The sequence below is a fragment of the Saprospiraceae bacterium genome (assembly GCA_016713025.1).
GTDB lineage: Bacteria > Bacteroidota > Bacteroidia > Chitinophagales > Saprospiraceae > OLB9.
The window spans coordinates 2109852-2124649 of record JADJPZ010000004.1; the positions used below are offsets into that span (position 1 = coordinate 2109852).

The 14798-nt window shown below is 36.2% G+C and carries 15 protein-coding genes; 9 read left to right on the forward strand and 6 right to left on the reverse strand.

All coding sequences use genetic code 11. The annotated features are described in order from the left end of the window. Window positions 1-64 precede the first annotated feature (64 nt). The 6 genes from purU (at window position 65) to IPK35_15325 (ending at window position 6072) form a co-directional block, all read left to right on the forward strand. Window positions 65-907 (forward strand): formyltetrahydrofolate deformylase, encoded by an 843-nt coding sequence (purU, locus tag IPK35_15300; protein ID MBK8054585.1) that lies wholly within the window; start codon window positions 65-67, stop codon window positions 905-907. Window positions 908-1049: 142 nt separating this feature from the next. Beyond that, window positions 1050-1577 (forward strand): hypothetical protein, encoded by a 528-nt coding sequence (locus tag IPK35_15305; GenBank protein ID MBK8054586.1) that lies wholly within the window; start codon window positions 1050-1052, stop codon window positions 1575-1577. A 207-nt stretch (window positions 1578-1784) separates the two neighbouring features. After that, window positions 1785-3080: a TlpA family protein disulfide reductase gene (locus IPK35_15310; GenBank protein ID MBK8054587.1), complete on the forward strand. Its 1296-nt coding sequence runs from the start codon at window positions 1785-1787 to the stop codon at window positions 3078-3080. Between the two features lie 6 nt (window positions 3081-3086). Then, entirely contained in the window at window positions 3087-3869 is a 783-nt protein-coding gene (locus IPK35_15315; protein MBK8054588.1) for an SDR family NAD(P)-dependent oxidoreductase, read from the forward strand. Between the two features lie 62 nt (window positions 3870-3931). Then, window positions 3932-5260, forward strand: a complete 1329-nt coding sequence (locus IPK35_15320) for a DASH family cryptochrome (GenBank protein ID MBK8054589.1) — start codon at window positions 3932-3934, stop codon at window positions 5258-5260. A 110-nt stretch (window positions 5261-5370) separates the two neighbouring features. Continuing rightward, on the forward strand, window positions 5371-6072 hold the full coding sequence (locus tag IPK35_15325) for a hypothetical protein (GenBank protein MBK8054590.1): 702 nt from the start codon (window positions 5371-5373) through the stop codon (window positions 6070-6072). Window positions 6073-6296: 224 nt separating this feature from the next. On the opposite strand, the gene IPK35_15330 is transcribed toward IPK35_15325, so the two are convergent. Continuing rightward, entirely contained in the window at window positions 6297-7367 is a 1071-nt protein-coding gene (locus IPK35_15330) for an OmpA family protein (protein MBK8054591.1), read from the reverse strand. Window positions 7368-7631: 264 nt separating this feature from the next. Between IPK35_15330 and IPK35_15335 the strand changes: the two genes are divergently transcribed. After that, window positions 7632-8645: an aminotransferase class I/II-fold pyridoxal phosphate-dependent enzyme gene (locus tag IPK35_15335; protein MBK8054592.1), complete on the forward strand. Its 1014-nt coding sequence runs from the start codon at window positions 7632-7634 to the stop codon at window positions 8643-8645. 12 nt (window positions 8646-8657) lie between these two features. Beyond that, on the forward strand, window positions 8658-9836 hold the full coding sequence (locus tag IPK35_15340; GenBank protein ID MBK8054593.1) for an aminotransferase class V-fold PLP-dependent enzyme: 1179 nt from the start codon (window positions 8658-8660) through the stop codon (window positions 9834-9836). 137 nt (window positions 9837-9973) lie between these two features. Here the strand turns inward: IPK35_15340 and IPK35_15345 are convergent, their stop codons facing one another. The 4 genes from IPK35_15345 to IPK35_15360 form a co-directional block, all read right to left on the reverse strand. After that, complete coding sequence (locus tag IPK35_15345; GenBank protein MBK8054594.1) at window positions 9974-10255, reverse strand: hypothetical protein; 282 nt, start codon at window positions 10253-10255, stop codon at window positions 9974-9976. A gap of 182 nt (window positions 10256-10437) precedes the next feature. Continuing rightward, window positions 10438-11247 carry an Rpn family recombination-promoting nuclease/putative transposase gene (locus IPK35_15350; protein ID MBK8054595.1) on the reverse strand — a complete coding sequence of 270 codons (810 nt, stop codon included), beginning with the start codon at window positions 11245-11247 and terminating at the stop codon, window positions 10438-10440. Window positions 11248-11815: 568 nt separating this feature from the next. Further along, window positions 11816-12046 (reverse strand): DUF2905 domain-containing protein, encoded by a 231-nt coding sequence (locus IPK35_15355; protein ID MBK8054596.1) that lies wholly within the window; start codon window positions 12044-12046, stop codon window positions 11816-11818. Next, window positions 12043-12951 carry a nucleotidyltransferase gene (locus IPK35_15360; protein MBK8054597.1) on the reverse strand — a complete coding sequence of 303 codons (909 nt, stop codon included), beginning with the start codon at window positions 12949-12951 and terminating at the stop codon, window positions 12043-12045. The genes IPK35_15355 and IPK35_15360 overlap by 4 nt, the downstream gene beginning before the upstream one ends. A gap of 467 nt (window positions 12952-13418) precedes the next feature. Between IPK35_15360 and IPK35_15365 the strand changes: the two genes are divergently transcribed. Beyond that, entirely contained in the window at window positions 13419-13961 is a 543-nt protein-coding gene (locus tag IPK35_15365) for a hypothetical protein (GenBank protein MBK8054598.1), read from the forward strand. Window positions 13962-14384: 423 nt separating this feature from the next. On the opposite strand, the gene IPK35_15370 is transcribed toward IPK35_15365, so the two are convergent. Then, window positions 14385-14762, reverse strand: coding sequence for a methylglyoxal synthase (locus IPK35_15370; GenBank protein ID MBK8054599.1), 378 nt, complete (start codon window positions 14760-14762; stop codon window positions 14385-14387). Window positions 14763-14798 lie beyond the last annotated feature (36 nt).

Consider the following 14798-nt stretch of genomic DNA (forward strand, 5'->3'; position numbering starts at 1 on the left):
ACGGATATTCCTGTGATTTATGTTCAGGTGTGCCACTTTTCTGATATTTTGCACCCATATTTGAATGAAAAATGGAAAACAGCATAGTAAGGATATCATGTGCAGACGAAAAGGTCTTGTTCATAAAGTCACGGGAGTATTTTATTTCAACAATCTCAATGTTTTGTCCAATCAGGAGTTTGTAGATACTGAAACTTCCCGTTTTTTTATGCGATCAGAAATTGCGGGTGAAATCGTACCGGATAAAATCATGAATGGACTGTCAGGTATCTTACCTACTGATGCAGAAATTTCATTTGACGGCAAACGTAAAAAGAAAATCGTCATCTTAGTCACCAAAGAGCATCACTGTCTGTCAGAGCTGCTGGTGCTCAACCATTACGGTGAACTGAATGCTGAAATATTGGCAGTCATAGGTAATCATGAAAGCCTGAGTGATGTATGTGCCAGGTTTGATATACCTTTCTATCATATCTCTACGGAGGGCATCAGCCGGGAAGCGCACGAGACCTTGATGATAGAATTGATTTCTGACTTTTCTCCCGATTATATCGTCCTTGCAAAATATATGCGCATACTGACCCCTAATTTTGTAAAGCACTTTACCAACCGGATTGTTAATATACACCATTCGTTTTTACCTGCTTTCATAGGTGCAAATCCATATAAACAGGCCTATCTGCGAGGTGTAAAGATCATAGGAGCTACTGCACACTTTGTCAATGACAATCTTGACGAAGGCCCAATCATCAAGCAGGACATCATGCATGTAGACCATAGCCATAGTTGGCAGGAAATGGCTCAGGCCGGTCGGGATGTGGAGAAATTGGTCCTGGCAAAAGCACTTCGGCTTGTCTTTAACGACAATGTATTTGTGGCCGGCAACAAAACAGTCATATTGGAATAGATTTCTGACAATTTTAATAACTGTCCTTGATCTGTAATTGTCCAAAATTTCATTGCAAAAATCCATAAATTTAGATATACAATAATTTTGTCAGATGTAATATAAACTATACCTTTACGCTGTATATTTAAATTATAATAATATGGCAATTGTTCTTGGTATAGGTTCTCGTGTCAAACATCCGGCATTTGGAGATGGTGTTGTCATAGGAGCAGAAGTAGTAGCTTACAGAGTATGTTTTATTACCTATGGGATCAAAATGGTAGGTAAAGAATACAGCTCATGGGAGATCATCGAAAAAATCGAAGCAGACGAAAAAGTATCATTCTCTGAAGCTGAAAAGTCTTTGATAAAAATTCTCAAAGCATGGTCAGACATCAGTGAAGTAGTTCCTTTGGGCGACAAATGGAAAAACGGACTAATGATATTAAAACCTGATGATACAGCCCTGAAACCTAAAGAAATTCCGATCGATACTTTTTTTCATAAGATAGTGATGGTACGAGACAGACTCAGAGTGATGGAACAAAGAATCAATGCATCACATCTTTCTGATGAAGATAAGGTAAATCTGCAACAGTACATTACAAGGATTTACGGAAGCCTTACCACTTTCAATGTTTTATTTAAAAACAAAGAAGATCAGTTTGTAGGGGATAAAGGTGAATGATTGTCATGATAAACAGAAAATACTGAGCATTAAATTTAGCATCGTAAGTTATTAAAATTCAAATAATTGTGATGCTATTTTTTTTAAATACAGTTTTCTATAAGGTTTAAGGTTTTCTCAGGCTTTAAAAAATCAATATTTCAGTTTGAACTATGACATAGACATGATGTTACATTGAGGCTATTTATCATCGGTAAATTATACATAATGCGGTTGGTCTACATTTTTTTTATTTTTATTGTCATCACATCTCTTTCATGTGTAGCACCAAACAGTACTTTTCAAAAAATTCCTCCTGGTATCTGGAGAGGGGTATTATTACTGGACAGGACGCCGGTCCAGAAGTATGGTGATGACCGGGACATTGTGAAAAAATTTGAAGTTGATTCTGAATTACCTTTCAATTTTGATGTAGTTTATGACAATGACAGTACTTTTCACATCGTCATACACAATGCTGATGAGCGAATCAAAATACAAGATATCACTTTTGGAACAGATAAGGCCACTGCCAAAGACACTATCATCGTAGAATTTCCGGTATACGATACAAAAATACAGGCTATATATGAAGACGGAGTGATAGAAGGCGATTGGATTGTCAATTACAAAGAGAATTACAGAATACCTTTCAAGGCAATACATGGTGTTTCAGATCGGTACTCTATGGTCTCAGACCAAAACATCAATGTGGAAGGTAAATGGAAATGTACATTTGAAATAGGCACTGAGGATGAGTATAAGGCAGTTGGTATTTTTAAACAGAAAGGAGATATTGTCACCGGCACTTTTCTCACAGAAACAGGTGACTATCGTTTTCTGGAAGGTAAAGTAGCAGGTTCAAAACTGTATTTATCCGCTTTTGATGGAGCTCATGCTTTTCTTTTTAATGGTAAAGTGATGGAAGACGGGTCATTGTCAGGGACCTTCAGGTCCGGAAGCCAATATACTACCAATTGGGAAGGGGTGAGAGATGATACATTTTCACTGACTGATTCATATGATCTCACAAAATCGGTATCAGACAGACCTGTTGCCTTTTCATTTTTAAATACTGAAGGCAATATGGTAAGCCTCAAAGATCAAAAATATAAAAATAAAATAAAAATCATCCAAATCATGGGAACATGGTGCCCTAACTGTATCGATGAAACTGTTTTTCTAAAGGAATATTTTATAAAAAACCCTTCAGAAGACGTTGCTTTAATCAGGATAGGTTTTGAAAGATATAAAGAACTAAGTAAATCCATAGCAGCATTAAAAAAATTCAAGGATAAAATGAAGATAAGTCATGAAGTTTTGTACGGAGGTTATTACGATAAAAAACAAGCATCTCAAATGATGCCCATGCTTGATAAAATCATGTCCTATCCTACATTGATCATTACTGATAAAAACGATCTGATTGTCAAAATTCATACAGGATTTTCCGGACCTGCGACGCCAGGATATCAAAATTTTACCCAAGAATTTAGTCAAATTTTATCTGCCATAAAAAAATAACAAGTTATGAAGGTACCTTTTACAAAGTTAGTGATGATTACCGGTGCGACTTCAGGCATCGGAAGTGCATCAGCTAAGATATTTGCAAAAAACGGATTCAATCTTGTGCTCACAGGTAGAAGAAAAGAGCGGCTGGAAGATCTCAAGAAGAAGTTGCAAACAAAATATGGAGTGGAAATTGTGACTCTTTGCTTTGATATCAGAGACAACGAAGCAGTAAAAAAAGCCTGGAAGTCATTAAAAATGGACTGGCGACAGATTGATGTTTTGGTCAATAATGCCGGGCTGGCAAAAGGATTCCATCCGATACATGAAGGGCATCTTGACGATTGGGAAACTATGATCGATACCAATATAAAGGGTTTGCTATATATTACCCGTCTGGTAAGTCCCGTAATGGTTAAAAACCAAAAAGGACATATCATCAACGTTTGTTCTACTGCAGGCCATGAAGTATACCCCAATGGCAATGTTTACTCAGCAACTAAATTTGGGGTAGATGCATTAACCCGCAGCATGCGACTGGACCTGTACAAGCATGGTATAAGAGTGAGTCAGGTATCTCCGGGTCATGTGGAAGAAACTGAATTCGCACTGGTAAGATTTGACGGGGACGAAAAAAGATCAAAAATTTATGAAGATTTTACGCCATTGAAATCAAAAGATGTGGCTGAAATCATATATTTCATGGCGTCGAGAAGTAAGCACATCAATATCCAGGATGTCCTTGTCATGGGTACCCAACAGGCAGGAAGCAATTTTATCGATAGGAGCGGAAGAAAGGACTGATAAATTTTGAACAAAACCAAGGGATCTATGTTTGCCTGCTAAGAGATTGAAATAATAAAGAAATGCAGCATACTTCTATCATATGGTTTAGGAATGATTTGAGACTACATGATAACGAAGCACTCACTGAAGCTATAGCGAAGTCTGAATTTATCATACCCGTTTATGTATTTGATGAAAGAGTTTTCCGCGGCAAAACTAAATTCGGTTTTGAAAAGTGTGGAAAATTCAGGACAAAGTTTATTATAGAATCCGTTGAGGACCTTCGCCAAAACCTGAGAAAATTAGGCAGTGAATTAATTATCAGAGTTGGCCTGCCGGAAATTGAAATTTTTAAGCTCGCAAAAGAAAATAAAACATCATGGGTTTTTTGTAACCGCGAAAGAACTTCAGAAGAAGTAAAAGTTCAGGATGCTTTAGAAAATAAATTATGGACCATAGGACAGGAATTGAGGTATGTTAGAGGTAAGATGTTGTACCATACTGCGGATCTTCCGTTTCCTGTTTGCCAGGTGCCGGATACATTTACCAACTATAGAAAAGAAATAGAAAATATAATTTCGGTACGATCACCTTTTCCTGTTCCGAAGTATTTGCCTGGTCTACCCCAACCTATTGATTCTGGAGTGCTTCCTGATTTAGAATCCTATGATAAAGATACAGATGAAATAGTACACCCTGATGCAGCGAAGTTTAAAGGTGGTGAGACTGCTGCATTAGCTCAACTAGACTATTATCTTTGGGAAAGCAATCAAATCACTCATTACAAAAATACGAGAAATCAATTGTTAGGTTGGGATTTTAGCAGTAAACTCTCTCCATGGCTCGCTGCAGGCTGTATCTCGCCAAAATATGTATATCAGCAACTTAAATTGTATGAAGACAAAATCGAAAAAAATGAGTCAACCTATTGGTTATATTTTGAGCTTTTGTGGCGGGACTTTTTCAGATTGATGGGCAAAAAATATGGTAACAAAATCTTCAAGCCATCAGGAATAAAAGGTATAAAACCTTTGGAAAATAATAATGAACAAACTTTCTATAAATGGTCGTCTGCAAATACAGGTGTACCATTTGTGGATGCCAATATGATACAGCTCAACAATACAGGCTATATGTCAAATAGAGGCAGGCAAATTGTGGCTAGTTTTTTGGTCCATGATCTCAAAGTCAATTGGCTGATGGGTGCTGAATATTTTGAATCCCAGCTCATAGATTATGATCCATGTTCGAACTATGGCAATTGGCTCTACATTGCGGGAGTGGGTAATGACCCGAGAGAAGACAGGCACTTCAATGTACAATCTCAGGAAAAAAAATACGACCCGGACCGCAAATTTCAGGAATATTGGCTACAGCAACATGCAGCTGAAATTATGATTTTGTCTTAATTTGAGATCAATCCGGTAAAATTTAACTTTTCTTTTGAAACTATTTTGTTTTGTTTTTGATTATATACTCGAAATTTATTAAAAAATATCTTAAACTTAAATTCAATTCAATGAAAAACTTTTTTTCTTACTTTATTGTATTTTTAATGGTGATTTCAAGCCAGTATCTTATAGCTCAAAAAGTAATTGCTAAAGGCACTGTAAAGATGGAAATCACAAAAGTGACATCTGATGATCCCCAAATGGCAATGGGACTCGAAATGATGAAGGGTTCACAAACAGAGGTTGCATTCAAAGAAGATCAATATTTAACTTCACTAGACATGATGGGAGGTATGGTGAAAATGAAAATTTTGGTGGAAAACAGCAAAAACATGATGAATATGCTCATGGATGCTATGGGTAACAAATCCTGGATAGAGTCAAAGCTGGATGAGTCTCAGGATGCCAAGCAAAAAGAAATTGCCAAATTGACAAAAATTGAGTATGACAAAAATGATACTAAAGAAATCTTGGGTTACAAATGCTACAAGATGACAATAACTAATCCTGAAATGGAAGGTATTACTGTAACAGGTTATCTGACAGAAGATATAAAAACCAAAGCCAATATAATTCAGGGTTTCCAATCTGTAGAATTACCGGGTTATGCTATGGAATTTACTGCCGGCAATCCTAAATTTACTATGACCATGACAGCAGTAGATCTGAAAGATACAGTAGACGACAGCAAATTTACTTTAGATACTAAAGGATATAAAAAAATCACCATGGAAGAATTTAAAAAATCGATGGGTGGTTTCGGCTTCTAATCAAAGATTTTAAATAAAAAATGATAGCCTTTGTTTCAAAAACAGGGGCTATTTTTTTTTGTGCAATACCTTCAAAAAACAGATTGATACAGAATAAAAAAATTCTGCTGATTTACATCGCAAGGTAGCTTTTCCAACACTATAGAGGTCTTAAATACAACTTATCCCATTTTAGATTTTGAGGTCATAATGGGTTATAGTCTGAGAAATCTGAGACCATTTATTCATTTCATTTTATTACAATCTCTGATGATGATTTCAACCCGCCGGTTTGCTTTCATTTCTTCTTCACTTGTGGGTTTGGGAAACTTCATATACAGGTTTTCATATCCGACTGTTAACATTCTTATTGAATCAATACCCCTATTTACTAGAAAAGTGTAAATTGATTTTGCCCTTTTTTCAGAAAGTTTTTCTAATTTCAATTGGGACCCATCAGGTCCGATAAACTTAGGCATTGGACGGCCTGGGTAGTTGATGTGACCTCCTACTTCAAAACATAAACTTTTATTGGATTGCATAAATTGAAGTAAATACTCCAGACTGGGTACACTTTCAGGCAAAACATTAGCCTGACCGCCCACAAAATTGATTTCTTTAAGTGTTAAAACACTATTAAGTTTTACAGCATAAACATTGACTTTCAGAGGCTGGAAGAATACTTCTTCTCTGGTCACTATGGTCTGGGGCTCTGAAAAAACCTCATCAGAAATCACAGAGAGCAGTAGTTTTCTATTTACAGGAACAAATATTGAAAAATTGCCATTCCTATCAGCATATACAGAATCTGAAAAATAGAGTTCGTTTAACCGGACTAAAGCAGGCTTTATTAAAATATCATTAGTTTCCAGTTTCCCATTTAACTGTTTGAACACAATTTTTTTGTTTACGCTCAACTTGACCCGCCGATTCATAGCTTTTCCCCAATCATTTTTATTTGATGCTTCCGGATTTAGTTTGCCGTAAGAATTTAATTTAATCCATGAACTATCTACTTTCAAATCCAACATATGATTCAATACTGACTGCGCTCGCTGATCTGATAATTTTTTATTATATACTGCGCTTCCATCACTATCTGTATGTGATTCTATAATGTAAAATCTGTCTTTTAATCCGCTTAATGAGTCATTGAGCTGTCTTATTTTATATTTTGCGACGGAATCAAGCTTATGATCATTTGTACTAAAATAAATCATGGTATGCAAAAATTCAAGTGAAGTATCTTTTTGTATTTGAGCTAAAGATAAATTTCCAAAGGGAATGACCAATAAAAATATTATAATATATCTCATAATAAACTATTTTTGTTGAACAGTGATAAAATTAAATAAATATTTATAATACAAGGGTTAATGGACAACCATGGGTAAAACTAGCCTGAATTTTGTTCATTACACTTAATACCATTATTTGAGCCTGATAAAATAAAGTCATTTTTGACATAAATTTAAGTTAGTAACGAAAAAGATGCCATTTGAGTGTTTATATTACAAATAAATAAAAACATATTTCATAACATTGATTTATGTTTGCAGCGTCAAGTAAAAATTAAAAATATGATCAACCTAATCAGCGACACAGTCACCAAACCCACACCGGAAATGCTGTCGTATATGATGAAAGCGGAAGTAGGTGATGATGTGTTCAGAGAAGACCCGAGTGTAAATCGCCTTGAAGAGAAGGTGGCCAACATGTTTGGGAAGGAAGCTGCTATCTTCTGCCCGTCAGGCACAATGACCAATCAGATAGCCATCAAGGTGAATACCCAACCCATAGATGATGTCATCTGTGATGTAGATTCTCATATATATCAGTCTGAGACCGGAGGATATGCTTACAACAGTGGTGTAGGTATCAGCCTCATACAAGGACAAAACGGTAAGATTACTGCATCACAGGTCAGAGATGCCATAAAACCAGGTCATGACTGGCAACCCACATCACGTCTTGTCGTAATTGAGAATACATGCAATAAAGGCGGAGGCTCTATATACCATCTGGATGAAATCAAACCGATATATGATTTGTGCCAGGAAAAAGGACTCCGATTGCATCTGGATGGAGCAAGAATTTTTAACGCTCTGGTAGAAACAGGAGAGACTACCCACGATTGGGGAAAATACTTTGATACCATATCAGTGTGTATGTCAAAAGGTCTAGGGGCACCTGTTGGTTCATTGCTTATTGGCGATCATGAAACTATCAGACTTGCAAGGAGATTCAGAAAAGTGATGGGAGGCGGTATGCGACAGGCGGGCTATCTCGCAGCGGCATGTGATTACGCCCTTGATCATCATATACACAGGCTGAAAGATGACCATAAAAAAGCAAAAAAGATAGGAGAAATACTCCAAACAAAGTCATTTGTACAGACACTTAAACCTGTGAGCACCAATATTGTTATTTTTCAATTGACAGATGACATCAGGGATGCAGATTTTCTTACAGATCTAAAATCCAAGGGAATACTTGCCGCTCCTTTCGGAGGTAATACAATTCGATTTGTCACTCACCTTGATGTTACTCAGGATATGTGTGATGAAGTATGTGACATTCTGGAAAAAATGTAAAATGTTTTTATGATAGATATTCAGCGAGTAAGAAAAGAAACACCTTCATGTGAAGATCTTGTTTTTTTGAATAGTGCAGGTTCATCTCTTATGCCAAAACCTGTACTGGAGACAATGACTGCCTTCCAGCTACTGGAAGCACAGATAGGGGGCTATGCTGCCGCTGCACAAAAAGCTGATGACATCTGGGAATTTTATGATGCCTGTGCTATTTTGTTAGGTGCGAAAAGGCAAAATATTGCATTTGTCTTCAATGCTACAGATGGTTTTTCCAAAGCAGTGTCTTCCATTCCCTTGACAAAAGGGGATACTATTTTGACTACAGATGACGATTATATATCCAATCACATACTTTTTTTATCGCTACAAAAACGATTCGGAATACAAATCATCAGGTGTGGATGTCTTCCTTCTGGAGATTTGGACCTCAATGATATGGAAGAGAAGATAAAAAAATACAAACCTGCGATGGTCACCGTGACACATATCCCTACCAATACCGGCAAAATACAGCCGATAGAGTTGGTGGGTGAACTCTGTGCCCGTTACGATATATGGTACATTGTTGATGGCTGCCAATCAGCAGGGCAAATACCCGTCGATGTAGCTAAGATAAAATGTGATTTTTATAGCGCCACAGGAAGAAAATTTTTAAGAGGACCACGTGGTACCGGAATACTATATGTGTCGGACAAAGCACTTGAAAAAGGATTAGAACCATTGCTGATAGATATGGAAGGTGCGGTATGGAGCGAAGAGCATCTGTACACTCAGATTGCCGGAGCCAAGAGATTTGAGCTTTGGGAAGCAAACTATGTCAATGTATGTGGATTGACAGAGGCGGTAAAATATGCCTGCAATATAGGCCTCGAAAATATTGCATCGTATAACCAAAGCCTGATCCTACATCTTAAGCACGGACTGAAAAAGATACCTGATATTCTTATTACTGAAAACGGAACAAAGTCCGGTAGCATCTTAACATTTACTTCTTACGTGAAATCACTTGATCATATGAAACAAATTCTGGATGCAGGTAAGGTGAGTTATACTGTCGGCTTCAGACACTTTGCGCTGATAGACTTTAATAAAAAAAATGTGGACTGGGTGATTCGACTATCTCCGCATTATTTCAACACCATAGAAGAAGTAGATCAGGTAATTGATATTTTAGAATCTAAAGCAAGGTAGTGATTTTGAGTAACAGCGAAGCGAAGCGTGTCAATTAGGTGGTTTATTATCGGGACATTTGAACCTTTACCGACGCAAGTTTGCATCCTAAGCCAATCTATTAGATAAATTTTAATTTGAAGATGATAAAAATTTCCTTATCCCAATTTACCGTTTTCTTTCAGGATTTTGATCACCTCTTCTTCTGAAAGATTTACGTATTTACTTATTTGAGCCGCAGATATTTTATCGTTATAAAGTGCTAAAATAACTTCGATCTTCCCTTCAATTTTCCCTTCAATCTTCCCTTCGATCTTCCCTTCGATTTTCCCTCTATTTAAAATTTTGTCATAAGTACTCATGATATCCTCATTTAAAGGTTTTGGTATTTGTTCAATAATTTCTAAAACTTCTTGCTCATCCAGTGATGCATTGTACATTCTGCAAACAAATATAAAGATTAGGTTTTAGATATTAGGTATTAGCTTATTTCATAGGTACTTTTAGAAGATATTTCCTTATCCCAATTTACCGTTTTCTTTCAGGATTTTGATCACCTCTTCTTCTGAAAGATTTACGTATTTACTTATTTGAGCCGCAGATATTTTATCGTTATAAAGTGCTAAAATAACTTCGATCTTCCCTTCGATTTTCCCTTCGATTTTCCTCTATTTAAAATTTTGTCATAAGTACTCATGATATCATCATTTAAAGGTTTTGGTATTTGTTCAATAATTTCTAAAACTTCTTGCTCATCCAGTGATGAAAAAGACAATTTATAAACAAAGATAACTGAAATTAAGTTCCCATCAATATCATCCATTCGTTTTAGTGCTAGTATTTTTTTCAATCGCGCTACGAATGTCTTGATATCAACTCTGGGGTCGTGCCCAGAAAGTGCTACAAGGAGCATTGCATCCGTAATGGCATCCAATGCCTGTCCACTCACAGTATTCAGAGCCATAAAAACAAAATCAAAAGTAGGTATGTATTTTTTGATCTCATCCGGATATTCGCTGAATAAGTCATGTATTTTTAGTACTTTCCATTTTTTCTTACCCTGATAATAGATGAAAGGGATTATAGGCACCAATTCCACTCTTTCCTTGATCTCACGAATCATCTGACTAAAGATATAATGCCCAAGTTGTATGTGTACATGTTTATCAGGATGCGATTTGTGCTCAAACAATAGTGAAATGGACAGTTCTTTTTCACTATCCTTCACCTTGAACTGAAAAACCAAATCAGAAAAGTATTCTTCAAGTCCTTCTTGAATGTAGGTAGCATCCAATTTTATTATCGTGTCAATATCAATCACATTTTTCAGGTCCTCAGGTAGAAATTGTTTGAAATATTCTTTAGCCAGCTCGGGTCGAGAGAAGGTTTCCTTGACAACTTTGTCGTGATGATTTTGGATTTTCCGTTTCATTGGTGCAAAGATAAGGATGATTTTTTTAAATCGAATGGTTTCCCCTTGGATGGTGTATACAACAAAATAGAAGTTATTTTCTCTAATAAAGAAATTCCTTGCTAACTTGTCCTTCGTAAGAAAGAAGCCTATATGAAAAAAAAAATTACATTAGCTTGGGTTCCCCATTTTTGCACTAAAATTGTTTAAACTGCCCGCTACCCTCATTCCCTAAAGGGACGACCCACCCTTTAACTCTTAACTAACTACTAAGATAATACACTAAATTAGAAACTTAAAAATTATATAATATAGTGCAATTTGGGGATACACCCCTATAGCGGGGGTTTTACATAATTGATAATTAAGGTGTTATGGTGAGTTAGCTGGAATTGCACAAATTCTAATTTTCTTCCCCGCTACCCTCATTCCCTTAAGAGCTTGTCATCCATGCTTGAGACGAGCCACCCAATCCAACCACATTTTTACCGTTTTAAAAGAAAAATACTGAAAACGTGCAATTCCATTTATGTTATGATTATGAAAGGAAGATGTTTACTTATTTATCCAAAAATTTCACTACGGAATACTACGGAATGTTGAAATATTTTACAATTCGTATGATGATATTGATGAGAACACTTATCAATATCATGGTAGTAAGCGGAAAGTAAAATCTGAAATTTTCTTTTTCTACTTTAAAGTCACCGGGCAAATTGCCAAGAAATCCTAGTTTATCACCAAAAAAATACCATACGATACCTCCTATAGCGATCAGAAGTCCGGCCAGAATGATCCATTTTCCGGTATCCTGATTCATGTCCAAAGTTTTTCAGGGTATACACCTTTGGCTATCAGTTCCTGGATTTTTTCCATGACAAAAGGCTTATCTTCCTGATAGGTTACTCCAAACCAATCAGATTCCGTATCGATGACCTTGACATTCAATACGTTATTTTTTATTAATTCATCTATCAAAGTAGGAATGTAAAACTCAGATGTTAGTTTTTCGCCATTCTTCTGAAGAAAACGAGTGAAAGAATCTGAACAATAATCAAAATATGAAGGCATAAATCCCCACATATTCATAGAAACCAAAGTGTTTTCAGACAAAAATTTGAAATCATCATTTTCAGGATACTTAATGATACAGTCATCATGTCTTTTGATTTTTACGCACTCCTGAATATCTACCAGATTGTTATCCGGATCTACTGTGCAAACTCCCCTATTGACCGTACCGTGTTCCGATAAAGTATTTCTGAGGTAATACCCTATTACAGTATAATCTTTATTAGAACTCTGAACACTGTCTTTCAAAAATCCTGCCAGCTGATGAAAAGAATCTACTCCATAGTAATCATCGGCATTGATCACCCCAAAAGGTTCGTGGATGACATCTTTTGCGACCCATACCGCATGAGCAGTTCCCCAGGGCTTTTCTCTTTCTTGATTGTAAGCAGACCCTTCCGGCACCTTGTACAATTCTTGTGTCACAAATTCTACCTCTATCCTGCCATCCAGTTTATGCTGGAAATAATTTACAAATTCTTCTTTAAAAAACTCCCTTATGATGAAGACAACCTTTCCAAACCCAGCATTGATAGCATCATACAAAGAGTAATCGATGATTGTCTCTCCATTTGGTCCGAATGCATCCATTTGTTTTAGTTTTCCATACCGACTGCCCATCCCAGCTGCCAGTACCAATAAAGTAGGTTTCATTTTTATATTTTTTTAATTGAATACGCAAAGGTAATGGTTGGTAATTTAAAAGCATAAAATAATTGATATTTGGTATAAAACAATAGGGTGTCCCATTTTTGTACTGAAATTGTTTAAACTGCCCGCAACCCTCATTCCCTACAGGGACGACCCACCCTTAAATTCGTACTTTTTAAGATAATCCACTAAATTCAGAACTTAAAAAATATATAATATAGTACAATTTTGGGATTCACCTAATCAATACAATCTGTAATAAGTATGATATTTGAGAGAAAAGATACATTGTTAAAGTATGTTAACACCATTTAAATTATATTTATTAAAATGTTTATTATGTTGATTATCTTTATTTTAACACGTCTTTAACAATTATTTGATGCTAAAAAAAGAAGTAGTAAAATGCATCTTGAATAAATATTTGAAATACCTTTGCACCATTATTTAAAAATTAAAAAAATCGTAAAATGAAGAAGGTATTATTATTTGCATTACCATTGTTATTGATCGCTTGTAAAGGTGGAGTTGAGGCACATAGAGCTGCTATCGAAGGTTTAGGAACATCTTGGGATGCTGCTACAACAGCAGTAACTGGTTTTTCTGAAGGTTTAACAAAAGATATGACATCTATGACTGAAGCTGCTAATCAGATGATGCTTGATTCAGCTGCTGTTGCTGGTCTTAAAGGAGATGCTGCTACAAAATGGACTGAAGCTACCACAGCTTTCAAATCTGCAAGTGATGCTTATACTCCGGTTCAAACTGAATTGAATGACTTCGTTACTATGTGGACTGAAAAGGCTGCTGGTGTTACTGCACTTAAAGATGGTCTTGCTGCCGGTAAAATCGAAGGTGATGTAGCTGCACAGATTGCTGAATTATCAGGTCTTGCTACACAAGCTACTGAGAAAGTTGCTTCCTGGACTGCTAAGCAAACTGAACTTAAAGCTTCATCTGATTCAGCTCTTGGATTGTTGAAAGCTGCTTATGAAATGGTTGCAAAGAAATAATTAAGAGTCTGACTCTGGATTCATTTCCAAAAAAAATAAATGCCACGGGTGAACTTCATCCGTGGCATTTTTTTTGATGTACCCCATTTTTGCAATGAAATTGTTTAAACTACCCGCAACCCTCATTCCTAAAAAGCCTGTCAAGTTACGCTTGAAACGTCCCACCCTTAAACTCCTAACAATTAAGATAATCCATAAAATTCAGAACTTAAGAATTATATAATATAGTGCAATTTGGGGAAATACCCTTTTCTTTTGATGAATGTAATCAACACCTGTTGAGTTTATTCCGAAAACAAATTATGCTATGACAATCAAACAGTTTCACCATTAACCTAAAGGAAAACATTTGATTATCAATGCAGTAGAAATCAATAATTTTTTATTACTGTTCATCAAAGCCTTTTCGGATTGGATTCAATGTTATTTTGTTAGCTCAGCTTCGTAACCTCTCAGGATGTAATATGCAGCAGCAGGATTGGTGGCCAAAGGAATGTTGTGCACGTCACACAATCTCATCAGCATCTGTACATCGGGCTCATGTGGATGTTTGTCCAAGGGGTCTCTAAAAAAAATGACAACATCTATTCCTCCTGTAGCCAACAATGCAGCAATCTGAGCATCACCACCTTTCGGACCTGAAAGCAAACATTCAACATCAAATCCTTCCTTGGCTATATGACCTCCGGTGGTGCCTGTCGCATAAATTTTTGCATTCTGGAGAAAGTGTTTATGAGCTACAACGAAGGAAACCATCTCAGGTTTTTTCCCATCATGAGCTATCAATCCTATCCTAAGCATAGAGTAAATATTTTAATTGGTATGATAATCGTATTT

Excerpts from the sequence above, each read along its gene's own strand:
- purU (MBK8054585.1), top strand. The coding sequence starts at position 65 with ATGAAAAATGGAAAACAGCATAGTAAGGATATCATGTGCAGACGAAAA.
- IPK35_15305 (MBK8054586.1), top strand. The coding sequence starts at position 1,050 with ATGGCAATTGTTCTTGGTATAGGTTCTCGTGTCAAACATCCGGCATTT.
- IPK35_15310 (MBK8054587.1), top strand. The coding sequence starts at position 1,785 with ATGCGGTTGGTCTACATTTTTTTTATTTTTATTGTCATCACATCTCTT.
- IPK35_15315 (MBK8054588.1), top strand. The coding sequence starts at position 3,087 with ATGAAGGTACCTTTTACAAAGTTAGTGATGATTACCGGTGCGACTTCA.
- IPK35_15320 (MBK8054589.1), top strand. The coding sequence starts at position 3,932 with ATGCAGCATACTTCTATCATATGGTTTAGGAATGATTTGAGACTACAT.
- IPK35_15325 (MBK8054590.1), top strand. The coding sequence starts at position 5,371 with ATGAAAAACTTTTTTTCTTACTTTATTGTATTTTTAATGGTGATTTCA.
- IPK35_15330 (MBK8054591.1), bottom strand. The coding sequence starts at position 7,367 with ATGAGATATATTATAATATTTTTATTGGTCATTCCCTTTGGAAATTTA.
- IPK35_15335 (MBK8054592.1), top strand. The coding sequence starts at position 7,632 with ATGATCAACCTAATCAGCGACACAGTCACCAAACCCACACCGGAAATG.
- IPK35_15345 (MBK8054594.1), bottom strand. The coding sequence starts at position 10,255 with ATGTACAATGCATCACTGGATGAGCAAGAAGTTTTAGAAATTATTGAA.
- IPK35_15350 (MBK8054595.1), bottom strand. The coding sequence starts at position 11,247 with ATGAAACGGAAAATCCAAAATCATCACGACAAAGTTGTCAAGGAAACC.
- IPK35_15355 (MBK8054596.1), bottom strand. The coding sequence starts at position 12,046 with ATGAATCAGGATACCGGAAAATGGATCATTCTGGCCGGACTTCTGATC.
- IPK35_15360 (MBK8054597.1), bottom strand. The coding sequence starts at position 12,951 with ATGAAACCTACTTTATTGGTACTGGCAGCTGGGATGGGCAGTCGGTAT.
- IPK35_15365 (MBK8054598.1), top strand. The coding sequence starts at position 13,419 with ATGAAGAAGGTATTATTATTTGCATTACCATTGTTATTGATCGCTTGT.
- IPK35_15370 (MBK8054599.1), bottom strand. The coding sequence starts at position 14,762 with ATGCTTAGGATAGGATTGATAGCTCATGATGGGAAAAAACCTGAGATG.